This window comes from Streptomyces muensis (genome assembly GCF_021474425.1).
Classification (GTDB): domain Bacteria; phylum Actinomycetota; class Actinomycetes; order Streptomycetales; family Streptomycetaceae; genus Streptomyces; species Streptomyces muensis.
Genome location: NZ_JAKEIP010000116.1, coordinates 1 through 25893, shown reverse-complemented (window position 1 = coordinate 25893; position 25893 = coordinate 1). Strand labels below are relative to the sequence as shown.

At 70.0% G+C, this 25893-nt stretch carries 25 protein-coding genes; 7 read left to right on the top strand and 18 right to left on the bottom strand.

Going from position 1 to position 25893, the window contains the following annotated elements; genetic code table 11:
- Positions 1-425 precede the first annotated feature (425 nt).
- On the top strand, positions 426-1160 hold the full coding sequence (locus L0P92_RS25135; RefSeq protein WP_372497328.1) for a helix-turn-helix domain-containing protein: 735 nt from the start codon (positions 426-428) through the stop codon (positions 1158-1160).
- Here the strand turns inward: L0P92_RS25135 and L0P92_RS25130 are convergent.
- Positions 1157-2182, bottom strand: a complete 1026-nt coding sequence (locus L0P92_RS25130) for an ATP-dependent 6-phosphofructokinase (protein ID WP_234765261.1) — start codon at positions 2180-2182, stop codon at positions 1157-1159. The genes L0P92_RS25135 and L0P92_RS25130 overlap by 4 nt on opposite strands.
- 259 nt (positions 2183-2441) lie before the next feature.
- Here L0P92_RS25130 and pta point away from each other — a divergent pair, with 259 nt between their 5' ends.
- From pta to pyk, 3 genes are all read left to right on the top strand, one after another.
- Positions 2442-4544 (top strand): phosphate acetyltransferase, encoded by a 2103-nt coding sequence (gene pta, locus L0P92_RS25125; protein WP_234765260.1) that lies wholly within the window; start codon positions 2442-2444, stop codon positions 4542-4544.
- The gene (locus tag L0P92_RS25120) at positions 4541-5755 is read left to right on the top strand and encodes an acetate kinase (RefSeq protein ID WP_234765259.1); all 1215 of its coding nucleotides are present in this window, start codon (positions 4541-4543) and stop codon (positions 5753-5755) included. Before pta ends, L0P92_RS25120 begins: the two co-directional genes overlap by 4 nt.
- Before the next feature lie 98 nt (positions 5756-5853).
- The gene (gene pyk / locus L0P92_RS25115; protein ID WP_234765258.1) at positions 5854-7284 is read left to right on the top strand and encodes a pyruvate kinase; all 1431 of its coding nucleotides are present in this window, start codon (positions 5854-5856) and stop codon (positions 7282-7284) included.
- Positions 7285-7358: 74 nt separating this feature from the next.
- Here pyk and L0P92_RS25110 read toward each other — a convergent pair whose 3' ends face one another.
- The 5 genes from L0P92_RS25110 to L0P92_RS25090 form a co-directional block, all read right to left on the bottom strand.
- Positions 7359-7748, bottom strand: coding sequence for a hypothetical protein (locus L0P92_RS25110; RefSeq protein ID WP_234765257.1), 390 nt, complete (start codon positions 7746-7748; stop codon positions 7359-7361).
- A 126-nt stretch (positions 7749-7874) separates the two neighbouring features.
- Positions 7875-9233 (bottom strand): hypothetical protein, encoded by a 1359-nt coding sequence (locus tag L0P92_RS25105; RefSeq protein ID WP_234765256.1) that lies wholly within the window; start codon positions 9231-9233, stop codon positions 7875-7877.
- Positions 9223-9807, bottom strand: coding sequence for a DUF6114 domain-containing protein (locus L0P92_RS25100; RefSeq protein ID WP_234765255.1), 585 nt, complete (start codon positions 9805-9807; stop codon positions 9223-9225). The genes L0P92_RS25105 and L0P92_RS25100 overlap by 11 nt, the downstream gene beginning before the upstream one ends.
- A 142-nt stretch (positions 9808-9949) precedes the next feature.
- Complete coding sequence (locus tag L0P92_RS25095; protein ID WP_234765254.1) at positions 9950-10588, bottom strand: DUF6230 family protein; 639 nt, start codon at positions 10586-10588, stop codon at positions 9950-9952.
- Between the two features lie 662 nt (positions 10589-11250).
- A complete protein-coding gene (locus L0P92_RS25090; RefSeq protein WP_234765253.1) occupies positions 11251-12228 on the bottom strand; it encodes a tetratricopeptide repeat protein in 978 nt (325 codons plus the stop codon).
- Between the two features lie 234 nt (positions 12229-12462).
- Between L0P92_RS25090 and L0P92_RS25085 the strand changes: the two genes are divergently transcribed.
- The gene (locus L0P92_RS25085) at positions 12463-13104 is read left to right on the top strand and encodes a TetR/AcrR family transcriptional regulator (protein WP_234765252.1); all 642 of its coding nucleotides are present in this window, start codon (positions 12463-12465) and stop codon (positions 13102-13104) included.
- A 32-nt stretch (positions 13105-13136) separates the two neighbouring features.
- Here L0P92_RS25085 and icmA read toward each other — a convergent pair whose 3' ends face one another.
- The 5 genes from icmA to L0P92_RS25060 form a co-directional block, all read right to left on the bottom strand.
- Positions 13137-14837 (bottom strand): coenzyme B12-dependent isobutyryl-CoA mutase large subunit, encoded by a 1701-nt coding sequence (icmA, locus tag L0P92_RS25080; RefSeq protein WP_234765251.1) that lies wholly within the window; start codon positions 14835-14837, stop codon positions 13137-13139.
- A gap of 74 nt (positions 14838-14911) precedes the next feature.
- The gene (locus L0P92_RS25075) at positions 14912-15244 is read right to left on the bottom strand and encodes a DUF3817 domain-containing protein (RefSeq protein ID WP_234765250.1); all 333 of its coding nucleotides are present in this window, start codon (positions 15242-15244) and stop codon (positions 14912-14914) included.
- 67 nt (positions 15245-15311) lie between these two features.
- On the bottom strand, positions 15312-15821 hold the full coding sequence (locus L0P92_RS25070; protein WP_234765249.1) for a MarR family winged helix-turn-helix transcriptional regulator: 510 nt from the start codon (positions 15819-15821) through the stop codon (positions 15312-15314).
- A 64-nt stretch (positions 15822-15885) separates the two neighbouring features.
- On the bottom strand, positions 15886-16200 hold the full coding sequence (locus L0P92_RS25065) for an antibiotic biosynthesis monooxygenase family protein (protein WP_234765248.1): 315 nt from the start codon (positions 16198-16200) through the stop codon (positions 15886-15888).
- Positions 16201-16220: 20 nt separating this feature from the next.
- Positions 16221-17489 carry a cytochrome P450 family protein gene (locus L0P92_RS25060; RefSeq protein ID WP_234765247.1) on the bottom strand — a complete coding sequence of 423 codons (1269 nt, stop codon included), beginning with the start codon at positions 17487-17489 and terminating at the stop codon, positions 16221-16223.
- 144 nt (positions 17490-17633) lie between these two features.
- On the opposite strand from L0P92_RS25060, the gene L0P92_RS25055 reads away from it, so the two are divergent.
- Together L0P92_RS25055 and L0P92_RS25050 are read left to right on the top strand one after the other, a co-directional pair.
- Entirely contained in the window at positions 17634-19265 is a 1632-nt protein-coding gene (locus L0P92_RS25055) for an FAD-dependent oxidoreductase (protein ID WP_308289757.1), read from the top strand.
- 33 nt (positions 19266-19298) lie between these two features.
- Complete coding sequence (locus L0P92_RS25050; RefSeq protein WP_234765245.1) at positions 19299-20273, top strand: amidohydrolase family protein; 975 nt, start codon at positions 19299-19301, stop codon at positions 20271-20273.
- Positions 20274-20330: 57 nt separating this feature from the next.
- Here L0P92_RS25050 and L0P92_RS25045 read toward each other — a convergent pair whose 3' ends face one another.
- From L0P92_RS25045 to L0P92_RS25015, 7 genes are all read right to left on the bottom strand, one after another.
- A complete protein-coding gene (locus L0P92_RS25045; RefSeq protein ID WP_234765244.1) occupies positions 20331-20654 on the bottom strand; it encodes a TcmI family type II polyketide cyclase in 324 nt (107 codons plus the stop codon).
- A complete protein-coding gene (locus L0P92_RS25040; protein WP_234765243.1) occupies positions 20639-21094 on the bottom strand; it encodes an SRPBCC family protein in 456 nt (151 codons plus the stop codon). The genes L0P92_RS25045 and L0P92_RS25040 overlap by 16 nt, the downstream gene beginning before the upstream one ends.
- A 1-nt stretch (position 21095) precedes the next feature.
- Positions 21096-21362 (bottom strand): acyl carrier protein, encoded by a 267-nt coding sequence (locus L0P92_RS25035; RefSeq protein WP_234765242.1) that lies wholly within the window; start codon positions 21360-21362, stop codon positions 21096-21098.
- A 24-nt stretch (positions 21363-21386) separates the two neighbouring features.
- The gene (locus L0P92_RS25030) at positions 21387-22634 is read right to left on the bottom strand and encodes a ketosynthase chain-length factor (protein ID WP_234765241.1); all 1248 of its coding nucleotides are present in this window, start codon (positions 22632-22634) and stop codon (positions 21387-21389) included.
- Positions 22631-23902, bottom strand: coding sequence for a beta-ketoacyl-[acyl-carrier-protein] synthase family protein (locus L0P92_RS25025; protein ID WP_234765240.1), 1272 nt, complete (start codon positions 23900-23902; stop codon positions 22631-22633). Before L0P92_RS25025 ends, L0P92_RS25030 begins: the two co-directional genes overlap by 4 nt.
- The gene (locus tag L0P92_RS25020) at positions 23899-24363 is read right to left on the bottom strand and encodes a cupin domain-containing protein (protein WP_234765239.1); all 465 of its coding nucleotides are present in this window, start codon (positions 24361-24363) and stop codon (positions 23899-23901) included. The genes L0P92_RS25025 and L0P92_RS25020 overlap by 4 nt, the downstream gene beginning before the upstream one ends.
- A gap of 226 nt (positions 24364-24589) precedes the next feature.
- Positions 24590-25711 carry a SchA/CurD-like domain-containing protein gene (locus L0P92_RS25015; RefSeq protein WP_234765238.1) on the bottom strand — a complete coding sequence of 374 codons (1122 nt, stop codon included), beginning with the start codon at positions 25709-25711 and terminating at the stop codon, positions 24590-24592.
- Between the last annotated feature and the right edge of the window lie 182 nt (positions 25712-25893).

Here is a 25893-nt window from a genome sequence, read left to right as displayed (position 1 = left end):
GCGGTGAAGGGGTGATCGCGCGCGGTGGGGCGGGGCCGTACCGGCCGGACCGTCGGGATCGAGCCGCACGCCACCCCCTCGTGTCCGACTCGCCGGCCCACCCTCGTTGACGTACACATATTCGACGCCCGCCCACGCCGTCGACCTCGCTCCGCGCCTCTCGGATCCGTCACCCCGAGCCGCAAGGAGATCGACTACAGAAAGCGCTCGCGAATATGCCCCCTGACCTTGCCGTTCACCGACCGTCGCCGACCGTCACCCGCCGCCGACCACGCCCCGACGCTGTTCGCACACCCGCAGCACCGGAACCCCGCCGGCCCCGCAAACGATCTCGCCCGTCAACGAACCCGCGAGTAGCCGTAGCTTCATACAATCCGTAATCCTGGCCGAACAGACTGTAGTCACGCCACTCGGCCCGGCCTACGTTGTGGGCCGTGCGCCGACCCCAAGCCCAACCGAACCAGCCCCGCCGCTCCAGCCGCCGAACTCCACCCATTCCCCCGTTCAACGCCCCCGCCGCCCGCAGACTCCGCGCCGCCCTCAACATGGGGCCCGAGCACGTCGCCTACGGGATGCGCGCCTCGTACGGACTGCCCTACGTCACCCACGACCTCGTCATCGCCTGGGAACGGGAGATCGCCTCCCCGGACAACAACGAACTCACCGCCCTCGCCGGTGTGCTGTGGTGCTCGCCCAGTGAGCTGCTCGGCAAGCCGCGCACACTGCGCGAACACCGCATCGCCCGTGGCCTCGCGCCCGAGGACGTGGCGCGGACCGTGGGGCACGAACTCCCCGCGTATCTGCGCATGGAGGAGAACGACGACTGGCAGGGCACCGACCGCCAGTCCGCCGCCCTCGCCGACGTCCTCGGCCTGACGCTCCCGGACCTCGTCACCGTCACCGGCCGCGACACGGCCCTCGCCGAGCTGCTGCGCAGTGCGGTGACGACGCGCTGGCAGGCGTACGTCCGCCCGGTCGGCAAGATGGTGCCCCTGGACCGGCGCGTGCTGGAGGACGCCCTCCAGGAGCTGCACCAGAACTACCAGGGGCAGATGACCGCCACGCTCAGCTGGGGCGGCGGCGGCAGTGAGTCCAGCGCGGCCGGCCGCGAGTTCCTGGACCGGATCGTGGAACGCTTCTGGGCGACGGTCGGCGGCTAGAACACCGACTCCGCCTCGTCCATCCGGTCCTTCGGCACCGTCTTGAGCTCGGTCACCGCCTCCGCCAGCGGCACCATCACGATGTCGGTCCCGCGCAGCGCGGTCATCCTGCCGAAGTCGCCCCGGTGCGCGGCCTCCACCGCGTGCCAGCCGAAGCGGGTGGCGAGGACGCGGTCGTACGCGGTGGGTACGCCGCCGCGCTGGACGTGGCCGAGGATGACCGGCTTGGCCTCCTTGCCGAGGCGGCGCTCCAGCTCGAAGGCGAGGGCCGTGCCGATGCCCTGGAAGCGCTCGTGGCCGTACTGGTCGATCGCGCCCTTGCCGTAGTCCATGGTGCCGTCGGCGGGGTGGGCGCCCTCGGCGACGCAGATCACGGCGAACTTCTTGCCGCGCGCGAAGCGCTCCTCGACCATCTTGACCAGGTCGGCCGGGTCGAAGGGGCGCTCGGGCAGACAGATGCCGTGGGCGCCGGCCGCCATGCCGGACTCCAGGGCGATCCAGCCGGCGTGCCGGCCCATGACCTCCACGACCATCACGCGCTGGTGGGATTCGGCGGTGGTCTTCAGGCGGTCCATGGCCTCGGTGGCGACGCCGACGGCCGTGTCGAAGCCGAAGGTGCGGTCCGTCGAGGAGATGTCGTTGTCGATGGTCTTCGGTACGCCGACCACCGGCAGACCGGCGTCGGACAGCATGCGGGCCGCCGTCAGCGTGCCCTCGCCGCCGATCGGGATCAGCGCGTCGATGCCGAAGTCACGGGCGATGTCGATGGCGCTCTCGCAGGCCTCGCGCAGCCGGTCACGCTCCAGGCGGGACGAGCCCAGGATGGTGCCGCCGCGGGCCAGGATGCCGCTGACGGCCTCCAGGTCGAGGCTGCGGTAGTGGCCGTCCAGCAGGCCCGCGTACCCGTCCTCGAAGCCGATCACCTCGTCGCCGTACTGCGCGACCGCTCGGTGCACGACCGACCGGATCACGGCGTTCAGGCCGGGGCAGTCGCCGCCTGCGGTGAGAACTCCGATGCGCATCGTGCTGTGTCTCCTGCTCGCTGTTGATACCGGTGAGCCAGTCCGATTGTTTCAAGTCCGATTGTTTCACGTCCGTGAGGACCGTGCCGCTCCCGTACTGACGGGCGCCTTATCCACCGCCAAGGGTATTGTCAAGAGGGTTTCGCTCACCCCACTGGGCGATTTTGCGACGCCCACGGGGACACCCGAGACGAACACCGACGACCGACGACCGACGACCGACGAGAACGACGGACGACAGACGAAACGGAGAGCACGCGTGACGCGCAGCGTGTACGTGACCGGTATCGACCGCGGCGACGGCCGCCAGGTCGTCGAACTGGGGGTCATGGAGCTCCTGACCCGGCAGGTCGACCGGGTGGGGGTGTTCCGGCCGCTCGTCCACCACGTTCCCGACCGCCTGTTCGAGCTGCTGCGCTCGCGTTATCGCCTCTCCCAGGACCCGGCGACGGTCTACGGCATGGACTACCACGAGGCGTCCGCCCTCCAGGCCGAGCGCGGCACGGACGAGCTGGTGTCCACGCTGGTCGACCGGTTCCACGCCGTCGCCCGCGACTACGAGTTCGTGCTCGTCCTCGGCACCGACTTCGCCGACACCCAGCTCCCGGACGAGCTGTCCCTCAACGCCCGGCTCGCCAACGAGTTCGGCGCGAGCGTCATACCCGTCGTGGGCGGGCGGGGGCAGACCGCGGAGTCGGTGCTCGCCGAGACGCGCAACGCCTACCGGGCGTACGAGAACCTGGGCTGCGACGTGCTCGCCATGGTCACCAACCGGGTCGCCCGGGACGACCGGGACGAGATCGCCCAGCGGCTCGGGTCGCGGCTGCCCGTGCCCTGTCACGTCGTCCCGGACGAGCCGGCGCTGGCCGCGCCGACCGTCTCGCAGATCGCCCAGTCCCTGAACGCGAAGGTCCTGCTCGGCGACGACTCGGGGCTGGCGCGCGACGCCCTGGGCTTCGTCTTCGGCGGCGCGATGCTGCCGAACTTCCTGACCGCGCTGACCCCGGGCTGCCTGGTCGTCACCCCGGGCGACCGCGCCGACCTGGTCGTCGGCTCGCTGGCCGCGCACAGCGCCGGCACCCCGCCGATCGCCGGTGTGCTGCTCACCCTGGACGAGCGCCCCGGCGACGAGATCCTCACCCTCGCCGCCCGGCTCGCCCCGGGCACCCCGGTGCTCTCGGTGCCGGGCTACAGCTTCCCCACCGCCGAGCAGCTCTTCTCCCTGGAGGGGAAGTTGAGCGCGGCCACCCCGCGCAAGGCGGAGACCGCGCTCGGTCTGTTCGAGCGGTACGTCGACACCGGTGACCTGCTGAAGCGGCTCTCGGCGCCGAGCAGCGACCGGGTCACGCCGATGATGTTCGAGCACAAGCTGCTGGAGCGGGCCCGCTCGAACATGCGCCGCATCGTGCTGCCCGAGGGCACCGAGCCGCGCGTGCTGCACGCCGCCGAGGTGCTGCTGCGCCGCAATGTCTGCGACCTCACGCTCCTCGGCCCGGTCGACCGGATCCGCAAGCAGGCCGCCGACCTCGGTATCGACCTCGGCGACTGCCGGCTGATCGACCCGGCGACCAGCGAACTGCGCGACGCCTTCGCCGAGAAGTACGCCCAGCTGCGCGCCCACAGGGGGGTCACGGTGGAGCTGGCGTACGACGTCGTCAGCGATGTGAACTACTTCGGGACCCTGATGGTGCAGGAGGGTCTGGCGGACGGCATGGTGTCGGGGTCGGTCCACTCGACGGCCGCGACGATCCGGCCCGCCTTCGAGATCATCAAGACCAAGCCGGACGCCGACATCGTCTCGTCCGTCTTCTTCATGTGCCTCGCCGACAAGGTCCTCGTCTACGGCGACTGCGCCGTGAACCCCGACCCGAACGCCGTGCAGCTGGCCGACATCGCCATCCAGTCGGCGGCGACCGCCGAGCAGTTCGGTGTGGAGCCGCGGATCGCCATGCTGTCGTACTCGACGGGTACGTCCGGTTCGGGCGCCGACGTCGACAAGGTGCGCGAGGCGACCGAGCTGGTGCGCGAGCGGCGGCCGGACCTGAAGATCGAGGGTCCGATCCAGTACGACGCGGCCGTGGAGCCGTCGGTCGCGGCGACCAAGCTGCCGGAGTCGGACGTGGCCGGTCAGGCCAGTGTGCTGATCTTCCCGGACCTCAACACCGGCAACAACACCTACAAGGCCGTGCAGCGCTCGGCCGGCGCCATCGCCGTCGGCCCGGTGCTCCAGGGTCTGCGCAAGCCGGTCAACGACCTGTCCCGGGGCGCGCTCGTCCAGGACATCGTCAACACCGTCGCCATCACGGCGATCCAGGCCCAGTCCCCCGCCCCGTCCCTCCACGAGAAGGCCACCGCCCAGTGAGTCCGTCCCGCGTCCTCGTCCTCAACTCCGGCTCCTCGTCGGTGAAGTACCAGCTGCTCGACATGGGCGGCGGCGGCCGGCTGGCCATGGGCCTCGTCGAGCGCATCGGCGAGGAGACCTCCCGGCTGCGGCACACCCCGCTGGCGGCCGGCGGCGAGACCCGCGAGTGGACCGCGCCCGTCGCCGACCACGACGCCGCCCTGAAGGCCGTGTCGGCGGAGCTCGCCAAGGACGGGCTCGGCCTCGACTCGCCCGAGCTGGCCGCGATCGGGCACCGGGTGGTGCACGGCGGGCAGCGGTTCACCGAGCCGACCGTCGTCGACGACGCCGTACTCGCCGAGATCGAGCGGCTGATCCCGGTGGCCCCGCTGCACAACCCGGCCAACCTCACCGGCATCCGCACGGCGCAGGCGCTGCGCCCGGACCTGCCGCAGGTCGCCGTATTCGACACCGCGTTCCACACCACGATGCCGGAGTCGGCGGCCCGGTACGCCATCGACATCGAGACCGCCGACGCCCACCGGATCCGCCGCTACGGCTTCCACGGCACCTCGCACGCGTACGTCTCCCGGGCCACCGCCGAGCTGCTGGGCAGGGCGCCGGAGGACGTGAACGTGATCGTGCTGCACCTCGGCAACGGGGCGTCCGCGTCCGCCGTACGAGGCGGTCGTTGCGTGGACACTTCCATGGGGCTGACGCCTTTGGAGGGGCTCGTGATGGGTACGCGCTCCGGTGACACCGATCCCGCCGTCATCTTCCATTTGGCGCGTGTTGGCGGAATGTCCATCGCGGAAATCGACACTCTTCTCAACAAGAAGAGCGGATTGATCGGCCTGTGCGGCGACAACGACATGCGGGAGATCCGCCGTCGGATCGACGAGGGTGACGAGCGGGCGCAATTGGCCTTCGACATCTACATTCACCGGCTGAAGAAGTACATCGGCGCGTATTACGCGGTGCTGGGCAGGGTGGACGCCATCGCGTTCACGGCCGGGGTCGGCGAGAACGCGGCGCCGGTGCGGGAAGCCGCCGTCGCGGGCCTGGAACAGCTGGGCCTCGCGGTGGACGCCGAGCTGAACGCCGTACGCGCCGACGGGCCGCGGCTGATCTCGCCGGCGGGCGCGCGGGTGGCGGTCGCGGTGGTGCCGACGGATGAAGAACTGGAGATCGCGAGGCAGACCTACGCACTGGTAGGGGAGAACAACCGTTGAAGCGACGGCCGAGTAACACGGCTGAGCAATACGAAGCTCATTTGTATCTTCCGCCAGACGGAATATTCCGCGGCGAAACAAACCGATAGGATCGTCCCATGCGCCGTTCGAAAATCGTCTGTACTCTCGGCCCCGCGGTCGACTCCCATGAGCAGCTTGTCTCGCTGATCGAGGCGGGCATGAATGTGGCCCGCTTCAACTTCAGCCACGGAACGCACGAAGACCACCAGGGGCGGTACGAGCGCCTGCGCGCCGCCGCCGCGGAGACCGGCCGGGCCATCGGTGTGCTCGCCGACCTCCAGGGCCCCAAGATCCGGCTGGAGACCTTCGCCGAGGGCCCGGTGGAGCTGGAGCGCGGTGACGAGTTCGTCATCACGACCGAGGACGTCCCGGGTGACAAGCAGATCTGCGGGACCACCTACAAGGGCCTGCCGGGCGATGTCGCCAAGGGCGACCAGGTCCTCATCAACGACGGCAACGTCGAGCTGAAGGTCACCGAGGTCGACGGTCCCCGGGTGAAGACGATCGTCATCGAGGGCGGTGTCGTCTCCGACCACAAGGGCATCAACCTGCCCGGCGCGGCGGTGAACGTGCCGGCGCTGAGCGAGAAGGACGTCGAGGACCTCCGCTTCGCGCTGCGCATGGGCTGCGACCTGGTCGCGCTGTCCTTCGTGCGGGACGCCAACGACGTGCAGGACGTGCACAAGGTCATGGACGAGGTCGGCCGCCGCGTGCCGGTCATCGCCAAGGTGGAGAAGCCGCAGGCGGTCGCCAACATGGAGGACGTCGTGATGGCGTTCGACGGTGTGATGGTCGCGCGTGGCGACCTGGCCGTCGAGTACCCGCTCGAGAAGGTCCCGATGGTGCAGAAGCGGCTCATCGAGCTGTGCCGCCGCAACGCCAAGCCAGTGATCGTGGCGACCCAGATGATGGAGTCGATGATCACCAACTCCCGCCCGACCCGCGCCGAGGCCTCCGACGTGGCCAACGCGATCCTGGACGGCGCGGACGCGGTCATGCTGTCCGCGGAGTCCTCGGTCGGCGCGTACCCGATCGAGACCGTCCGGACGATGTCGAAGATCGTCACGGCGGCCGAGCAGGAGCTGCTGAGCAAGGGCCTCCAGCCGCTCGTCCCCGGCAAGAAGCCCCGCACGCAGGGCGGTTCGGTGGCCCGCGCGGCCTGCGAGATCGCCGACTTCCTCGGCGGCAAGGGCCTGGTCGCCTTCACCCAGTCCGGCGACACCGCCCGCCGCCTGAGCCGCTATCGCGCCGCCCAGCAGATCATCGCCTTCACCACGGACGAGTCCACCCGCAACCAGATGACCCTCAGCTGGGGCGTCGAGCCGCACGTGGTCCCGTTCGTCAACAGCACCGACGAGATGGTCGACCTGGTGGACCAGGAGATCGTCAAGCTCGGGCTGTTCAACGAGGGCGACATCGTGGTCATCACCGCCGGCTCGCCTCCCGGCGTCCCCGGCACCACCAACATGGTCCGCGTCCACCACCTCGGCGGCGGCGCCCGGGACTGACCCGGAGAAGGGCCCACGAGGGCCTCGTACGGCACTGAGGGCGCCCCCTGTCGCAGGGGGCGCCCTCAGCGGTGTCACGCCTCGGCGACAGCGCGGCGGACCGCAGACGCCAGGACGTCGAAGTTCTCCCGGTAGAAGCCCAGGCGGATGTTGAACGGCTCTTCCGCGAAGACGCCGCCGCGCACGAGGAACATGGTGGGCACGGCGGTCAACGCGCTGTGCACCATGTGGAGTTCCTCGATGGTGAGGCGGAAGTCGCGTGACTCCGTGTGCCGCCCGATCAGCCGTTCCACAAGGGCGTCCACCGCCTCGCGGCCCGCGCCGACCAGCAGGTGCAGCTCCGCGTCACCGTAGTCACGATCGGCCAGAAAGCTCAGCGCCTCGTACATCGCCGCCGCCTGGGAGGGCGCGAGCCGGGCGATGAACGCGTCGCCGTCGCGGGTGACTTTCAGCTGGGTTCTCAACGTCTCTCCTCCGGCCCACGGGTGGCGTACCCACTGTGGCCCGGCCCTCCGGCGAGGAGGACCGGGCCACGGTGTTGTGCGGCTCCCGAACGGGCCTGTGGGGGCGTCTGCTGGGGGACGCCCGGCTCAGTCGGTGGTGAAGTTGTGCAGGCCGGGGACGTGCAGGGTGCCGCCGAACTGGCCGGCCTGGGTGACCTTCACCTTGGTGAAGTAGATCAGCGGGATGTTCAGCGGCGGCGGGTGCTCCGGGTCGAAGGTGACCGGGATCAGGCCGAGCAGGTTGCCGGAGATGCTCTCGGTGTACATCACCGTCTTGCCGTCGCGGATCGTGGACGTCGAGCCCGCGGCCGCCTGCACGTGGTAGGTCTTGCCGGACTGCTTGTCCTTCACCGTCTGGTGCAGGTCGCCGATGTCGGTGCCGTCGGAGATGACGTACTTGAGCACCTTCTTCTTGGTGCCGTTGGCCGTCTTCACCTCCACGATGCCCTGGTAGTCGGCGCCCTTGAGCAGCAGCGAGCTGGCGTTCAGGTACCACGGGTCGTCGGGCAGCGGCACGGGGTTGTCGACGCCGCCCTCCTCGTCCGTGGCGACCGGGCAGTTCTCCGGGACCGCGTCGGCGCTCGCGGAGGGGCTCGGCGTGGCGGTGGCCTCGTCGGCCGCTTCCTTGGCCGCCTCGGTGGCGTCCCGCACCGTGTCGGTGGCCTTGCCGGTGGCGCCCTCGACGGTGTCCTTCACCGTGTCGGTGGCCTTCTCGGCGGTCTCCTTGACCGGGTCGGAGTCCTTGGAGGTGTCCGTGCCGGAGTCGGAGGAGCCGTCGGACGCCTCCTCGCTCGCGCTCGCGGAGGGCGTCGGCGTCGGGCTCGCGGACTCCTCGGACGTGCCGCCGCCCGTGAAGACGTCCTTGATGGCGTCGCCGATGTTCTCCAGCAGGTTGCCGCCGCTCTCGGACGGCGAGGGGGACGGCGTGGCCGTGTCGCCGGACTGGGCCTCGCTCGACTTGCTCGGGGAAGGCGTCGGCTCGGGCTCGGCCGCGTCGTCGGAACCTGAATCCGACGAGGAGTCCTCGCCCGCTGAGTCCGAGGAACCGCCGGTGCCCGACGAGTCCGACGAACCCGAGGAGTCGGAGGAGTCCTCGCCCGCGGACGCCGACGGGGCCGGCTCGGGCGTGTCATCGTCCGTGGACTCGCTCGCGCTCGGGGACGGCGACGCGTCGTCCTCCAGCGCCGCCACGCACTCCTTGTACTCGTCCGCCGTGAGGCTGTTGGACGTCGGCTTGGTGGCGTTGTCGCTGTCGGCCTGGGCGAGCGTCGGTGTGAACCCCATTCCCATGAGGACCGCGGTGGGCATCGCCGCCAGGGCTATCGCCTTGCCGGCCGGCATGTGGAACCTGGTGAACAGCGGCTTTTTGGGTGCCGCGTGTCGCGGCCCGGTTCTCACACGGGACTTGTCCACCTCAGTCCCGTGGGTCACCTCGTCAGCCGGCACTGTGCCTCCCGTTCGCCCCGTTCGCCGGGCTCGTTCCTGACAGATCGTTCGACTTGCCCCACTCGTCCGTGTCCTGAACGGGCGCCAGGACCGTGGTGTCGGGGTCCAGGCCCTCAGGAGCGCCACCCGCTCCGGTCCCGTCCTGCTCCACCGTCTCCGCGTCGGGCGGCGTGCCCGGGACCCACGACACGGCCATCGCCCCGCCGATGAGGGCGAAGAGGAAGCCGATCAGGAAGCCACCGAGGTTGGACAGCGGGATGGAGACGAGCGCCAGCAGGATCGCCGCTACGCCCGCGAAGGTGCGGACGTGCTTCTGGAACCACAGAGTGAAGCCCAGGACGACGAGCAGCACACCGATGATCAGGGAGCTGGAGCCCCCCGCGGTCTGCATCGCCAGCGTCAGATGGCCGATCTGAAGGTTCGCGTACGGGAAGTAGGCGATCGGGAGTCCGCCGAACATGACGAACAGACCGGCCCAGAACGGCCTCGTACCCCGCCAGGCGCGGAAGTTCCGCCGAAAGACCCGGAGGTAGTGCTCGTCACGGCCGGGCGCGGCAGGAGTCTCGGCGCTCATCGAAAACAGCTCCCTGGTACAGCGTTGCTGTGATGGTGGTGCGGTGGTGGTGAGTTGTGGTGCCTGTGACCACTTGTGAAGAAAGCGGGCGGAGAGTGGACGGGCGGGGGCGCCATCGGCTCCCCCGCCCGTCAGTGAGTGCTTAGTAGCACTCCTTGACACCCGTCGACAGCGACATCTTCAGACCGCTGAGCTTGAAGGTTCCGGCGGTGGTCGCCCACGCCGTCTGCTTCACGCCGACCAGCGTGGCCTTGTCGGCCTGCTGGGCGAAGCCGAAGGGGTTGGCCTGCTCGCCGCCGCCCTTCATGCCCGGACCCTTGTTGGCGTCCTTGGCGGCCACACCGATGTCGATGTTCTCGAACGTGGCGTCGGCCTCGAGGTCGGCCACGTCGATGTACAGGTTCTTGGCCTCGACCGGCTTGTTCGGGTCCTCGCCCGCCCGCAGGATCAGGCTGACGCTCCCGAGGATCGGGACGTCGGGAGTGACCACGGACTGGCACAGGCTGTTGATCGTCGCGGACTTGAAGCCCGAGACGGCGACGGGGTGAACCGTCTTCTTGCCGGAGAGCGTGTAGCCCTCGTCAAGAGCGCCGTACTGCGAGAAACCCGTACCGACGAGCTTGTCCGTCGTGACCTTGAACGACTGGCCGGAGACACTGAACGACGCGGCGAGAGCGCCCTGCGCGAGGGCGACACCTATCGCAGCCGTAGCGGCGACGCTGGGCACCATGACCACAGCGAACCGCTTCCATCTGGTCCCGCCACGCACCTGGGACTCCATATTTCCTCCTTCTCGGACGTACATCTCCTGGCCTCGACCGAACTTCCGAAGTCGACGGCTCGGCCGGGCAGGGATGGGAGAAGTGCTACGTCCTCGGGAAGGAGAGCGCCTGCACTCGGCGGCGCGAACCGCGCCCGAATCACCGGCGATCACCCCCGAGCGACAACCACTGGTCGCGCCTGACACGCATCACGCACAACCTTGCTGGACAGGCTTCGCCGGGTGGGCGAAGACCCCCCTGTCCAAGAGCCGGCGCCACTGCCGCCGACTCTGCTCGGTGGGGACCCAGGAACTCCCGTGACCCGACCGGCTGTCGGGGTACGGAAATGGACCGAGCGTGGCCGATCGTGGTGCATTCTCGCCGCCCGCACAAGGGGCTTCGTTACTCGGTAGTAACGGCCGGATAACCGAACAACGACCCGCCGGTCTCGGACAGCGACACAGGGTGTTGTCCAGCGACCGGACAAGTCCAGTAATCACCGGACAGATTCCGACAGAACGACGCCTCTGACTTACCCGCAGTAACTGCGGCCGCGATTACCAAGATTTGGTAAAGCGCGGCCGCATTGATGCTCTGTCAGCAAATCCTTCACTCGGGCAACACGCGCCGATGCGTTTAGTGACTGGTCAGAACGGGGTCCCCGCCCCGCCCGCGAACCCGGTCAGAACAGCGCACGCGCCAACGCCCGGCGCGCCGCGGCGACCCGCGGGTCCTCGCCGCCCACGACCTCGAACAGCTCCAGCAGCCGAAGCCGTACGGCGTCCCGGTCGTCACCCACCGTGCGCCCCACCGTGTCGATGAGCCGCCCGAAGGCGTCCTCGACATGGCCGCCCACCAGATCCAGGTCGGCGGCGGCGATCTGCGCGGCCACGTCGGCGGGCTTGTCGGCCGCGTCCTTGCGCACCTGCTGCGGGTCGACGCCCTGCACGCGCTGGAGCAACTCGGCCTGCGCGAGCCCGAGTTTGGCCTCCATGTTGGCCGGGTCCTCGCTCAGTACGTTCTTGTACGCCTGGACCGCGCCGGCCAAGTCCCCCGCGTCCAGGGCCTGCACGGCGGCCTCCAGCAACGCGTCGTACGGGCCGACCGGCTCGGCGGGAGCGGTCTGGGCGGCACCGCCGGGCTCGGCGTCCGGGTCGACGGTCAGGCCGGTCAGACCGAACCGCTGCTCGGCTACGGTGACGAGCTGGTCCAGCGTCTCGCGGATCTGCGCCTCACCGGCCGCCCCCTGGAAGAGCGGCAGCGCCTGCCCGGCGACGACGGCGAACACGGCGGGAATCCCCTGCACGCCGAACTGCTGCATCAGCATCTGGTTGGCGTCGACGTCGATCTTCGCGAGGAGGAACCGGCCGTTGTACTCGACGGCGAGCCGCTCGAGCACCGGGCTCAGCTGCTTGCAGGGCTGGCACCACTCGGCCCAGAAGTCGATGACGACGGGCACCTCGGCGGACCGCTGCAGGACCTCCCGCTCGAACCCCGCCTCATCGACGTCGATGACGAGGTCGGCGGGCGACACGGCCCCTCCGCCGCCCTGCCGGGCGGCCTCGGCACGCGCCTGCTCCGCCTTCGCCTTGGCCTCCTGGGCCGCCTTCACCGCGGCGAGGTCGACGACTCCGCTCATGGACATGTTCCGTGGCTGCATGCGTCTATCCTCCCCCGTCCGGCGCGCACTGTGAAAAGCGGTGTGAAAAGCGGTGTACGGACCGGGCTCGCCCGGCCATGATGTCGACGCCGGGTCCCCACCCCACGTCAGTGGTCGTCGCTTTCGCTACGAGTCGTAGCGTAATGGCATCGAGTGCCTCCGGAACACCACCCACCGGTGATCTCCCTCACGACCACACAGAATCCCCGGATATCCCGGGGATATGGTCGGAGGATGCAGAGCCGCACCCCCGCCACCCGCCCCGGCCGCCCGCGCAGCGCGGCCGCGGCCACGGCGATCCTGGCGGCGACGCGGGAGGCGCTGGTCGAACTCGGCTGGTCCAAGCTCACCCTGGGAGACGTCGCCGCACGCGCGGGGGTTGCGAAAACGACCATCTATCGACGCTGGCCCGGCAAGAACGAGCTGGTGGTCGACGCGGTGGCGGAGCTCTTCGACGAACTGGAGCTCCCCGACCGGGGCTCCCTGGCCGCCGACATCGAGGGCGTGGTCCTGCAGTTCGCGGTGATCCTGGACCGCCCCGAGGCCAGAAGCGGCCTGATGGCGGTGGTGGCGGAGTCGACCAGGGACGAGGCGCTCAGGGAGCGCATCCGCGAGTCGATCGTCGAACGCCAGAAACGCCTCGTCCTTCAGGGCCGGACCCGCGCCCAGACACGCGGCGAACTGCCTCCCGAGTCCGACCCCGACGACGCGGCCCGCACCGTCGACCTCATCTTCGACGTCGTCGCCGGCGCGGTGGTGCACCGCACCCTGGTGAGCGGCCGCCCGGCCGACGAGGACTGGGTGCGCGGCTTCACCCAGGTCCTGCTGCTGGGTCTGCGGGGGGCGGCCGCGCTCCCGGTGGCTGTCGATCCCTGAGCCGGCCGCCGGGCGACAGCAGGGTGCCTGCCTCAGAAGCCCGCCGGCTCCGTGTACACCCCCCACTCGTCCCGCAGGACCCCGCAGATCTCACCGAGGGTCGCCTCGGCCCGTACCGCGTCCAGCATCGGCTCGATCATGTTGGCGCCGCCGCGGGCGGCCGTCAGCATGGCGTCGAGGGCGGTCCGCACCGCCGACTCGTCCCGGGCCGTCCGACGGTCCGCGAGCACCCGTACCTGCTCGCGCTCCACCTCGTGGCTCACCCGCAGGATCTCCAGGTCGCCGGTGACGGAACCGGTGTGGGCGTTGACGCCGACGACCCGCTTGTCGCCCTTCTCCAGGGACTGCTGGTAGCGGAACGCCGACTCGGCGATCTCCCCGGTGAACCAGCCGTCCTCGATCCCGCGCAGGATGCCGGAGGTGATCGGCCCGATCGGGTGCTGCCCGTCCGGGTGGGCCCTGAGGCCTCGCTCCTTTATCTGCTCGAAGATCTTCTCGGCGTCGGCCTCGATCCGGTCCGTGAGCTGCTCGACGTACCAGGCACCGCCCAGCGGGTCGGCCACGTTGGCCACACCGGTCTCCTCCATGAGGACCTGCTGGGTGCGCAGGGCGATCTCGGCGGCCTGCTCGGAGGGCAGCGCGAGGGTCTCGTCCAGGGCGTTGGTGTGCAGCGAGTTCGTGCCGCCGAGCACGGCCGCGAGCGCCTCCACGGCCGTACGGACGACGTTGTTGTACGGCTGCTGCGCGGTCAGCGAGACGCCGGCGGTCTGGGTGTGGAAGCGCAGCCACTGCGCCTTGTCGGTCCGCGCGCCGTACACGTCCCGCATCCAGCGCGCCCAGATGCGGCGGGCGGCGCGGAACTTGGCGATCTCCTCGAAGAAATCGACGTGCGCGTCGAAGAAGAAGGACAGGCCGGGGGCGAAGACGTCCACGTCGAGGCCGCGGGAGAGGCCCAGCTCGACGTAGCCGAAGCCGTCCGCGAGGGTGTACGCCAGCTCCTGCGCGGCCGTCGAGCCGGCCTCGCGGATGTGGTAGCCGGAGACGGACAGCGGCTTGTAGGCGGGGATGCCGGCCGCGCAGTACTCCATGAGGTCGCCGATGAGGCGCAGGTGCGGCTCGGGCTGGAAGAGCCACTCCTTCTGGGCGATGTACTCCTTGAAGATGTCGGTCTGGAGCGTGCCGTTGAGGACGCCGGGGTCGACGCCCTGGCGCTCCGCCGCGACCAGGTACATGCAGAAGACGGGGACGGCCGGCCCGCTGATCGTCATCGACGTCGTCACGTCGCCCAGCGGGATGTCCTTGAACAGGACCTCCATGTCGGCGGCCGAGTCGATGGCGACCCCGCAGTGGCCGACCTCGCCCAGCGAGCGCGGGTCGTCGGAGTCGCGGCCCATGAGCGTCGGCATGTCGAAGGCGACCGAGAGTCCGCCGCCGCCGTTGCGGAGGATCATCTTGTAGCGCTCGTTGGTCTGCTCGGCGTTCCCGAACCCGGCGAACTGCCGGATGGTCCACGTCCGCCCTCGGTAGCCGGTCGGATACAGGCCGCGGGTGTAGGGGTACTCCCCGGGCCAGCCGATCCGCTCGAAGCCCTCGTACTCGTCACCCGGCCGGGGCCCGTACACCGGCTCCACGGGGTCTCCGGAGAGCGTGGTGAAATCTGCGTCGCGCTTGCGTGCGGCGTCGTACCGGGCCTGCCAGCGGCGGCGGCCCTCCTCGATGGCGTCAGCGTCCATACTCTCGAATTTACTAGGACGTCCTAGTAAATGTCGATGGGAGAACCGCCGTACGCGTCGGTACGGCGGTCGCGTCAGGCGTTGGCGACGGCCGGGGCCGGCCCGTTGACCAGGGGTTCGACCTGGGCGGTGACCTTGCGCTCGACGAAGAACGCGGCGAACGGGATCGTCCCGGAGAGCAGCACCCACAGCAGCTTGCCGAAGGACCACTTGGCCTTGGAGCCGAGGTCGAAGGCGAAGACCAGGTAGATGATGTAGAGGAAGCCGTGGACCTGGGAGACGGCGAAGGTGACGTCCTCGCCCTTGTCGAAGCCGTACTTGAACACCATGCAGGTGCACAGCACGAGCAGCATGACGGCGGTGACGTAGGCCATCACCCGGTAGCGGGTCAGGACGCTCTTCTTCATGCGTACGAGCGTAACCACCGGTTCCGGGAGATCTTGGCCGGGGTCCGGGTCGCGTCCCTACGAGATTTCAGCTCTCGTCGAAGTCGTGCGCCGCGACCCGCAGCGGGCGCAGCATCGCGAAGATCTCCGCGCACTCCTCGGCGTCGTACACCCCGAGCCCGAAGTCCATGGCCATCAGGTCGCGGGTGGCCGCCTCGACGACCTCGCGGCCCTTGTCGGTGATGGAGGCGAGCGTTCCGCGTCCGTCGTTGGGGTTGGGCCGCTTGTCGACCAGGCCCGATCTGACCAGCCGGTCGACGGTGTTCGTCACGGACGTGGGGTGCACCATGAGCCGCTCGCCGATCTTGGACATCGGCAGCTCGCCGGCCTTGGAGAAGTTGAGCAGCACCAGCGCCTCGTAGCGCGCGAACGTCAGTCCGTACGGCTTGACCACCGAGTCCACCTCGGCCAGCAGGATCTGCTGTGCGCGCATGATCGAGGTGATGGCGGCCATGGACGGCACATTGCCCCAGCGCTGCTTCCAGAGTTCGTCGGCGCGCGCGATGGGGTCGAAGGGAAGACTGAGCGGCTTCGGCACGCGACCGACCTTACCGGCCGGTCACATGCCGGTCAGCCCTGTCTCGCCTTTCGGTCGGCCGCCCCTACCCGGCCACCGTCCCGGCCAGGTCCCTGATCCGGAAGACGGACGTCGACCGGTCCTCGTGCAGACAGGCGTTCATCGGCCCGACCAGGGCCTGGTGACCGGGGTCGGTCCGCCACCGCTGGACGCACTCCAGGCTCTCCCACTCGCTGGTGAGCAACCAGCGGGCGGGATCGTCCAGGGAGCGGCACAGCTGCTCGCCGAGGTGTCCGGGGAAGCGCTCGGCGCGTTGCAGCACGGACCGGTAGGACTCCACGAAGTCGCTCTCGCGGCCCTCGCGGACGTGGAGCAGCCGCAGGACGCGCACGGGTTCCATGGGGTGCACGGTGCCTCGCGTCAGGACGGGTCGAGGACGACGGGCAGTTCCGCCAGCCCGCGGAAGGCGGGGAACGGCACGGTCATCCAGCGCGCCTCCTCAGGCGCCACGGCCAGGGTCATGCGCGGGAACCGGGCGAAGAGCGAGGTGAGGGCGAGCTGCATCTCCAGCCGGGCCAGCGGCGCACCGATGCAGTAGTGCGGGCCGTAGCCGAAGGCGAGGTGGGTCGCCTGGACGTTCGGGCGCTGGACGTCCATCTCGTCGGGAGCGGCGAACATCTCCGGGTCGCGGTTGGCGCCGGTGATCGAGATCTGGACGAGCGCGCCCTTGGGGATGAGCACGTCCCGGATCACGATGTCCTCCTTCGCGTGCCGGAAGGTCGAGTTCTCCACGGAGGTCTCGAACCGGAAGATCTCCTCGATGGCCGCGTTCATGGAGTTCGCGTCCCGCAGCGCCAGTGCCTTCTGGTGCGGCCGGCTGAGCAGGTGGTAGACGGCGTTGCCGATCTGGTACGCCGTCGACTTGTGACCGGCGAAGAGCAGCACCCACGCCGTCGAGACGAGTTCGTGGTCGGTGAGCGCGCCTTCCTGGTCCTGGGCCGTGACGAGCGCGCTGAGCAGACCGCCGTCGGGTTCCTGCCGCTTGCGCGCGCACAGTTCGACGAGATAGTCGCGGAGGTTTCCCTCGGCGATTTCCAGTTTCTTTCGCGCCTCAGGTCCGAAACCGGTCTGTGCGACGGTGGCGGACCATTCCTGGGCCTGCTTGCGTTCGTTGTCCGGGACGCCCAGGAGTTCACAGATGACATGGAGCGGCAGCGGGAAACAGAACTCCGGGAGCAGATTCACCGCCCCAGACTTCGGGCACTGGTCCAGGAGTTCGTCGGTGATCTGCTGGACGCGCGTCCGCAGCGATTCCACCCTTTTCGGAGTGAAGGTGCTGCCGACGATTCTCCTGAGCCTGGTGTGCTTCGGAGGGTCGGAGAAGAGCATGTTGTCGTCGAGCGCGATCGACGAGTCGCCGAAGATGCGGTGGTAGGCGTCGATGGCGCCGTACATGTCCTTGCTCAGCCGCGGGTCGGCGAGCGCGGCCCGGGCGTCGTCATAACGCGTGATGAGGTACGTCTCGACGCCGTGCGGCGGGGACAGCGGGCAGACCGGCGCCTGCTCCCGGAGCGCGGCGTACACGGGATGCGGGTTGGCCCGGAACTCCCGGGTGCAGTTCGAGGCCGCCGCGGCGGCCTCCTCGGGTGACGGTGCCTCGGATTCCTCGGATGCGAATGCTTGCGTCATGACTGGTCCCCGGGTCGGCGTGAATTTCCGTGGTCGGAGCCACAGTTTCCCGGGCGACACCGCGTCGCAAACGGTGCTGGTCCATATGGGTCGGGTCGCCGGAACACGTGTGTGTGACAGTCGTACTTGGTAAACATCGTCGACGTGAGCGGACACGAAGCGGAATCTGTACCAGTCCTCATCGTGGGCGGATCCCTGGTGGGTCTTTCCACTTCGGTTTTCCTGGGGCGCCTCGGAATCGAGCACATGCTCGTGGAGCGGCATGCCGCGACCTCCACACACCCACGCGGCCGCGGCAACAACGTGCGCACCATGGAGATCTACCGGACCGCCGGCCTTGAGTCACGCATCCGGGAGGCGGCCCGCGTTCTCTCCGGGAACGACGGCATCCTCCAGGTGGACAGACTCACCGGGACACAGCGCCGCTGGATCGTCGGGGACATCTCCGGAGGCATGGACATCTCCCGGGTGAGCTCCTCCGACTGGTGTCTGTGCAGCCAGAACGACCTCGAACCGGTGCTGCTGGAGTACGCGCGCGAGCAGGGTGCCGACATCCGCTTCAACTCCGAGCTGGTCTCGTTCGTCGAGCACGCGGACGGGGTACGGGCCCGGATCAGGCCCCGCGGCACCGACGAGACGTACACCGTGGACGCCGCGTACCTGGTGGCCGCCGACGGTCCGCGCAGCCCCGTCCGGGGCCGCCTGGGGATCGGCCAGTCGGGGCCGGGGGAACTGTTCCACAACGTCAGCGTGACCTTCCGCAGCCGGACCCTTCAGAACCACGTCGGAGACCGGCGGTTCGTCGTCTGCTACGTCACCGACCCCGACGGGGAGGGCGCCCTGCTGCCGGTGGACAACAAGGAGCGCTGGGTGATCCACGTGCCCTGGTATCCCGACCGGGGCGAGGAGTTGGAGGACTTCACCGACGAGCGGCTCACGGCCCACATCCGCGCGGCCGTCGGCGTGCCGGACATCGACGTCGAGATCACCGGCAAGGCGCCCTGGCACGCCTCGAAGCGGGTCGCCGACAGCTACGGCGCGGGCCGGGTCTTCCTGGCCGGCGACTCGGCCCACGAGATGCCGCCCACCGGGGCGTTCGGCTCCAACACCGGCATCCAGGACGCCCACAACCTGGCCTGGAAGCTCGCCGCGGTGCTGCGCGGCTGGGCCTGCCCGTCGTTGCTCGACAGCTACGAGCTCGAACGGCGGCCCGTCGCCCTCGCGACCGGCACGCGCGCCTGCGTGCAGGCCGCCGACGAGCAGCACCCGGGCTTCAGCCCCGCCGCCGGACGCAACAACGACCCGGCGGACCTGATGACCGTCGCCCTGTGCTACCGGTACGCGTCCAACGCCGTGGTCGGTGCCCACGCGGAGCAGCCGATCGTGCCCGACGCCTTCCAGCTGGGCGGTGAGCCGGGCAGCCGCGCGCCCCACATGTGGGTCATGCGCGGCGACATGAGGATCTCCACGCTGGATCTGTACGAGCGTTCCTTCGTGCTGCTCGCCGGGTCCGGGGGGCAGAAGTGGCGGACGGCGGTGGAGCGGGCCTCGCTGAACCTGGGCGTGCCCATCGAGGCGTATCTCGTGGGCACCGGCCCCGATCACGACCTCGCGCCCGACACGGACGCCGACTGGGCGGAGTTGCACGGCACGGCCGAGGACGGTGCCGTGCTGGTGCGCCCGGACGGTTTCGTCGCCTGGCGGGCGGACGCCGCGATGCCGGACGCCGACCGTGTTCTGACGAACGTGATGCAGAGCGTGCTCTGCCGTGACTGAACCGCTTCCCTACGGAACGACTAGGACGCTCCCATGACCCTTGCCGGACGCATCGACGTCCATCACCACTTCACCGCCCCGGCCTGGCTGGACTGGGCGGAGGAACGAGGTGTCGTCAACCGCGAGAAGCTGCCCTGGTGGACCCGCTGGGACCAGGACGCGGCGCTGGAGCTCATGGACAAGACCGGCATCGGCACCTCGGTGATGACGGTCGCGATGCTGGGCCGGCTTCAGGAGCGCGCCGAGCGTCAGGAGAGCGCGCGGATCGCCCTGCGGGCGGCGGCCGACGTCGTGGCGGCCAACCCCGCGCGGTTCGCGTTCTTCACGCCCGTCTTCCTCGACGACCTGGAGCTGTCCTCGTGGAGCGTCCGGTACGGCCTCGACGAGCTGGGTGCCATCGGGGTGAGCACGCGCACCAGCATGAACGGCGTCTTCCTCGGCGACCCCTCGCACGACCGGCTGCTGCGGGAGCTGAACGAGCGGTCCGCGGTCATCAGCACGCACCCCATGGACGTACCGGCCGGGCCACCCGGGAAGGACGGCGCCGCCGGGCTGCCCGGAATGCCGCCCTTCGTGTGCGACTTCCTGCTGGACACCACCCGCGCGGCCATCAACCTCATCCGCAACGGCACCCTGGACCGCTATCCGAACCTCAGCTTCATCCTGCCGCACGGCGGGGGCTTCCTGCCCTACATGGCCACCCGGCTCGACCTCTTCGGCGGGCGCATCGACCCGCCGATCGAGCCCGGCCGGGTCCATGACCACCTGCACCGGTTCTACTTCGACACGGCGGGACCCATGTCCCCGTCGGCCACCCCCACCCTGCTGGCGACGGTGGACCCCGACCGCATCCTCTTCGGCACCGACTGGCCGCCCACGCCCGGCCAGGTCCTCATCGACACCGTGACACCGGCCCTGGACAGCGACCCCTTGCTCTCGGAGGCCCAGCTCCGGGGCATCAACCGGGAGAACGCGCTGCGGTTGATGCCGGGACTCGCGGGCCGGTAGCCGGGGCGCACGAGAAGGCCGCCGCCCGAGCGTGGGCGGCGGCCTTTCCGTGTTCGCTCAGTGCTTCTCCCACTGGTAGAAACAGCGCGCCATCGCGTCCTTGGGGCTCCGCCAGGTCTCCGGGTCGTACGGGCTGACGAACGCTTCGAGCCGCCTGCTGATGTCGACGAACTCGGGGTGTCCGGCCACCTTGGCGATGGCGGGTCCCGGGTCCTGTTCGGCCTCGATGAAGTGCATGTACACATCGCCGAACTGGAACAGGGAGCGCTTGGTCACCCCGACGAGGTGCGGGAGTTCGCCGCGGTCGGAGGCCGCGAAGACGTCGGCGATGTCCTTGGCCGACTGCGGGGCCATGCGGGCGACGATCAGTGCGTGGTGCATGCGTCCTCCACACGCTTGCGGATGAGCTCCATCTGGATCGGCGAGTTGCGGTTGATGATCTCCGTCATCCCGGCGTCGTCGACCGGCGCGTCGGGCTTCATGGCGAAGTCCTGCGTCCAGTGCATCCGGGTGCCGACCGGGGTCTCCTCGTACTCCCAGACGATGTTCATGAACTCGAAGGGGCCGGTCTCGACCCTGCGGGCGCGCACGACGAGCTTCTCGCGGTCGGCGACCCGCTCCGACACCCAGCTCCACACCTTGCCGTTCTCGTCCGGGTGCATGGTCAGTCGGAAGGTCACGGTGTCGCCCTCGCGGGACAGCACCTCGCAGGAGGCGTACTCGCTGAACAGCTGGGGCCAGCGGTCCAGGTCGTTCGTCATGTCCCAGACGAGGTCGACGGGTGCGGCGATGGTGATCTCGTTCTCGGTGTGTCCGGCCACTTCAGGCTCCTGTCGTGAGGGCGCCGTTGACGAGGTCGAGGAAGGCGCGGGGGCTCTTGCAGCGCTCGGCGTCGGTGGGCAGCGCCCGGCCGTGCCGGTTCTCCAGCTCGCCCACGATGCCGAGCAGGCCGAGCGAGTCCAGTCCGAACTCCCCGAAGGGTGTGTCCACCCGGCGCTGAAGTTCCTGCGGGTCCACGGTCACGCCGGCCGCCTTCTTCATCAGGGCGGCCAGTTCCTCGACGGTCACTTGGGTCACGTCGGTGGTCATGCGGGGTTCTCCTTGTTGTTCGGTTCAGACGGCGGATCCGGGGCCGCGACGCACCACGAGCGCCGCGTTGGAGCCCATGAGTCCCCGGCTGAGGACCAGGGCGGTGCGCAGCTCGGCCGGGCGGGGCCTGGCGGTCACCAGGTCGATGTCGTGGCAGATGTCGTAGACGCCCGGCGTCGGCGGTATCTGCCCGTGCTCCATGGCCTGCACCGCGGCCACGATGTCCAGCAGCGGCGCACCGCAGTACGACCGCCCGATGCCGGTCTTGGGGGCGGTCACCGGCACCCGGGTGCCGTGCGGGCCGAGGGCGTCGGCGAGGGCGAGCGCCTCCGCGCGGTCCGCCTCGGGCACGCCCATCGCGTCGGCGAAGACCACGTCGATCTCCTCCGGTGCGCAGCCGGCCTCGTCCAGGGCCCCGCGGATGGCGTGCGCGAGCCCCTCCCGCGAGCGCTCCCACTGCGAGGCGCCGGTGAAGGTGGCGGCGTGTCCGGCCACGGTGGCCCGGACGAAGGCGCCCCGGCGCCGGGCCCGCTCCAGGTCCTCCACGACCAGTACGGCACCGCCCTCGGCGGGTACGAAACCGCAGGCCGCCTGAGTGAAGGGGCGGTAGGCACGGTCCGGTTCCGCCTCGGTGCTCAGCTCGGGGTAGCCGAGCTGGCAGACCCCCGAGTAGGGGGCGAGCGGCGCCTCGGCGGCCCCGACCACGACCACGTCGGTCCCCCGGTGCACGGCCCGGGAGGCGTGCGCGACGGCGTCCAGACCGCCCGCCTCGTCGCTGGCCACCACCCCGCAGGGGCCCTTGAAGCCCTTGCGTATGGAGATCTGGCCGGTGCTGGCCGCGTAGAACCAGGCGATGGACTGGTACGGCCCGACGAACCGGGATCCCTGTCCCCACAGCTTCTGCAGTTCCCGCTGGCCGAACTCGCCGCCGCCGGACCCGGCCGCGGTGACCACGCCGACGGAGTACGGCGAGTCGGCGGCGCTGCTGCCGAGTCCGGCGTCCTGGAGGGCGGCGTCGGCGGCGGCCAGCGCGAAGTGGGTGAACTTGTCGGTCTGGACGAGGAAGGTCTCCTCGATGAGGGCCGACGGGTCGAAGCCGCGGACCTCGCCGGCGACCCGGAGCGGAAGGTGCTCGCAGCCCTCCCGGGTGATCCGGTCCAGGACGCTCGCGCCCTCCTTGACGGACTTCCAGTAGGTGTCCGCGTCCAGGCCGTTGGGCGCGACCACGCCGAGGCCGGTGACCGCGGTGTGCCGGGTGCGATGACCGCTCATCCTCGTCTCCTCCCACTCGGCCCCGTCAGGAGCACCGCGGACTGGAACCCGCCGAAGCCGCTGCCCACGGAGAGCACGTTGTCGAGCCTGCGCGGGCGGGCGGTGCGCGGGACGTAGTCCAGGTCGCACTCGGGGTCCGGGGTCTCGTAGTTCGCCGTCGGCGGGACCACCTGGCGGGCCAGCGCGAGCACACAGGCGACGACCTCGATGGCGCCGATCGCGCCGAGCGAGTGGCCCACCATGGACTTGATCGAGCTCATGGGGGTGTCGTAGGCGTGGGCGCCCAGCGACTTCTTGACGGCGGCGGTCTCGTGCCGGTCGTTCTGGCGGGTGCCCGAGCCGTGCGCGTTGACGTAGTCGATCTCCGTGGGGTCCACGCGCGCATGAGCGAGCGTGTCGTCGATGGCCCGGGCCATCTCCAGGCCCTCACAGGTCAGTCCGGTCATGTGGTAGGCGTTGCCGTAGGTGGCGTAGCCGCCGATCTCGCAGTAGACGTGCGCGCCGCGCGCGCGGGCGTGCTCCAGCTCCTCCAGGACGAGTACGGCGGCTCCCTCGCCCATGACGAATCCGTCGCGGTGGGCGTCGAAGGGGCGGGAGGCGTGCTCCGGGTCGTCGTTGTTGGGCGAGGTGGCCTTGATGGCGTCGAAGCAGGCCATGGTGATCGGGGAGATCGGGGAGTCCGAGGCGCCGGCTATGCAGAGGTCGGCGCGGCCCTCCTCGATGGTGTGGAAGGCGTAGCCCACGGCGTCGAGTCCGGAGGTGCAGCCGGTGGAGACGGTCTGGACCGGGCCTTGTGCGCCGAACCGCTCGGCGACGTCCGCGGCCAGTGTGCTGGGCGAGAACGCCCGGTGCAGTTGCGGCTCGGCGGCGCGGTGGTCGACGTCCCAGCGCTGCCCTCGTTCGCTGACGAGGACGTAGTCGTGTTCGAGCCGGGTCGTGCCGCCGACCGCGCTGCCCAGGGAGACGGCCACCCGCCAGGGGTCCTCGGCCGCGAAGTCGACGCCGCTGTCGGCGACGGCCTCCCGGGCGGCGACCAGGGCGAACTGTATGTACCGGTCGGCGCGTTCGACGACGTCGATGTCGAGGCCGTGCGCGAGGGGGTCGAAGTCGCACTCGGCGGCGATCCGGGAGCGCAGGCCCTCGGGGTCGAACAGGGTGATGCCACGGGTCGCCGTACGGCCGTTGGAGAGCAGGTCCCAGAACGCCGGCACCCCGATCCCGCCCGGGGCGACCACGCCTATGCCGGTGACCGCCACCCGCCGGGTCATGACAGCACCCCTGGGCGTTCCGGCTGCGCACCCTCCCCCTGGACGACCGGGTAGGCCTGGACGTCGTCGCTGATCTCGGGGGCCTCGGTGTCGACGTGGCCGAGCTTCGGGTTCGGTGCGAGGGGGCCCAGATGGAAGATCATGCGGGCTTCCTCGTCGCCGACGTTGCGGAAGCGGTGCCGCATGTCGATGGGGATCATGAGGCCCTGGTCAGGGCGCAGAGGAAACGTTTCGCCATCGAGGTCGACCTCCAGCCTGCCCTCGACGACGTAGATGAACTCCTCGGAGTACGGGTGGTAGTGCTCGCTGATCCGTTCGCCGGGCTGGATGATCGCCAGGCCCATGAAGCCGCTCGTGGCGCCCACCGTGACCGGGGTGAGCAGGGTGCGCAGGTCGCCGCCGCGCTTGCGGTTGGGCTCGATCTCGTTCAGGTCCACGACGCGCGGGCGCATCTTGTCCATGGTCTGTCTCCAGGTCGTTCGGTGGGGTGTGGGTCGCTGGGGTGGGGCCCTGTGCGGGTCGCTCTGCGGGGCGCTGGCGGGTCTGTGCGGGGCGCTGGTGCGTGTGGCTCTGCTTGTCGCTGTGCGGTCCGCCTGCGGCTCGCTTCGCGGTTCGCATCGTGGGTCCGTGTGGCCCTGGGGCCGTGGGGCCCTGGGGCCGTGGGTCCCTGTGCGACTCCCGGTGCGGTCAGGACTGCGCTGCCCTGCGGTCGGTGATCAGTGCCATGTCGGCGTGCGTGAGGAGGCGGGTGGCCTCGCGGTCGCCCCTGAGCGGTCCCTCGACGCCGAGCGCGTCGCCGTCCAGCAGGCGGGCCAGCACGGCGGCCTTCCTCGGGCCGTGGATGCCGAGCGCCGTGACCGGATCGGCTTCGGGGTCACCGCGTACGTCGATGAGGCGGACGACGATGTCCTCGCGCTGGAAGACGGTGCTGCGGTGCACGGGGCCGGCCGGGTCGGCCGCCGCGGTCTCGTCCTGCCGGGAGAGGAACCGGGCCAGCGCCATTCCGCAGCCCTCTTTGGCCGGGTAGTAGAGGGCGTGCCGGGTGAGGCCGGCCGGTTCGGGGCCGCCGCGTGTCACATGGTGGACGGGGGGCATGGCGGCGCGGGCGAAGAAGGTCCTGGCGGACTCGGGGTCGGTGAGATCCCGGTGCTGCTCCAGGTGGGGGTTGAGGGCCTCCTCGACGGCCCGGATCTCGGGCTGGCGGGAGACGTGGCGCAGCGCCGTGGTGAGGTCGCCCTCGACCTCCACGGTTCTGACGACCCGGTTGCCGTGCATGAACAGGGTGGTGCGGCGCAGTCGCGTGGTGTCGTCGACGCGGGCCTCTGGTGGGGCGTATCCGGCGAGGATCTCGGCGACCTTGGACTCCGAGCCGGGTTTGACGGTGAAGGTCAGGGCGTGGCGAATGACCCCGTCGCCGACGCGTACGTCCCTCTGGAGGCCGTCGGTGCGGGGGTGGGCGCCGCCGGATCGGCCTCCGGTCTCACGGACGATGCCGTAGCGCAGCGAGCGGATCTCGCGGGCGCAGCGGGTCAGGGGCCGGACCGTGTCGATGTGCTCGTCGCTGTTGACCCAGGCGTGGTACGGCGGGGCGGTGGCCCATTCGCTCGTGATGAGCCACTGGGACGGGTTCTCCAGGGACTGGCACAGTTGGTCACCGAGGTGGCCGGGGACGGACGCGACGCGGTCGCGCATCTGCTCGTACGCGTCCAGGAACTGTTGCTCGGCGCCTTCGTGGAGGTCGACCAGCAGAAGGACTCGCATCCTGGAGCCGTCGAACGCCGACTGGGATGTGTAGGGCGAAGTGGTCATCCGGCAGACCCTTCCTTCGCGGGAGCAAGCGGCGGCCGTCCGTGTCCACCAGCGCGAACGCGGGTTTCGGCCCTGAGCCTTCATCGTGGGTCAGGGCCCTGGGCTCCGCGAGCCACGCGGGCCAATTGAGGGAACTGCGGGGGTGGGTGGGGTATGTGCCGTCGCTGGCGCGTGGGTTGGGG

What these genes read in the sequence shown, in the direction of transcription:
- L0P92_RS25020 (WP_234765239.1), bottom strand. Translation starts at nt 24,363, where the DNA reads ATGGACAAGATGCGCCCGCGCGTCGTGGACCTGAACGAGATCGAGCCC.
- pyk (WP_234765258.1), top strand. Translation starts at nt 5,854, where the DNA reads ATGCGCCGTTCGAAAATCGTCTGTACTCTCGGCCCCGCGGTCGACTCC.
- L0P92_RS25045 (WP_234765244.1), bottom strand. Translation starts at nt 20,654, where the DNA reads ATGCACCACGCACTGATCGTCGCCCGCATGGCCCCGCAGTCGGCCAAG.
- L0P92_RS25065 (WP_234765248.1), bottom strand. Translation starts at nt 16,200, where the DNA reads ATGGAACCCGTGCGCGTCCTGCGGCTGCTCCACGTCCGCGAGGGCCGC.
- L0P92_RS25130 (WP_234765261.1), bottom strand. Translation starts at nt 2,182, where the DNA reads ATGCGCATCGGAGTTCTCACCGCAGGCGGCGACTGCCCCGGCCTGAAC.
- icmA (WP_234765251.1), bottom strand. Translation starts at nt 14,837, where the DNA reads ATGGACGCTGACGCCATCGAGGAGGGCCGCCGCCGCTGGCAGGCCCGG.
- L0P92_RS25095 (WP_234765254.1), bottom strand. Translation starts at nt 10,588, where the DNA reads ATGGAGTCCCAGGTGCGTGGCGGGACCAGATGGAAGCGGTTCGCTGTG.
- L0P92_RS25025 (WP_234765240.1), bottom strand. Translation starts at nt 23,902, where the DNA reads ATGACCCGGCGGGTGGCGGTCACCGGCATAGGCGTGGTCGCCCCGGGC.
- L0P92_RS25015 (WP_234765238.1), bottom strand. Translation starts at nt 25,711, where the DNA reads ATGACCACTTCGCCCTACACATCCCAGTCGGCGTTCGACGGCTCCAGG.
- L0P92_RS25075 (WP_234765250.1), bottom strand. Translation starts at nt 15,244, where the DNA reads ATGAAGAAGAGCGTCCTGACCCGCTACCGGGTGATGGCCTACGTCACC.
- L0P92_RS25085 (WP_234765252.1), top strand. Translation starts at nt 12,463, where the DNA reads ATGCAGAGCCGCACCCCCGCCACCCGCCCCGGCCGCCCGCGCAGCGCG.
- L0P92_RS25090 (WP_234765253.1), bottom strand. Translation starts at nt 12,228, where the DNA reads ATGCAGCCACGGAACATGTCCATGAGCGGAGTCGTCGACCTCGCCGCG.
- L0P92_RS25030 (WP_234765241.1), bottom strand. Translation starts at nt 22,634, where the DNA reads ATGAGCGGTCATCGCACCCGGCACACCGCGGTCACCGGCCTCGGCGTG.
- L0P92_RS25060 (WP_234765247.1), bottom strand. Translation starts at nt 17,489, where the DNA reads ATGACGCAAGCATTCGCATCCGAGGAATCCGAGGCACCGTCACCCGAG.
- L0P92_RS25050 (WP_234765245.1), top strand. Translation starts at nt 19,299, where the DNA reads ATGACCCTTGCCGGACGCATCGACGTCCATCACCACTTCACCGCCCCG.
- L0P92_RS25035 (WP_234765242.1), bottom strand. Translation starts at nt 21,362, where the DNA reads ATGACCACCGACGTGACCCAAGTGACCGTCGAGGAACTGGCCGCCCTG.
- L0P92_RS25100 (WP_234765255.1), bottom strand. Translation starts at nt 9,807, where the DNA reads ATGAGCGCCGAGACTCCTGCCGCGCCCGGCCGTGACGAGCACTACCTC.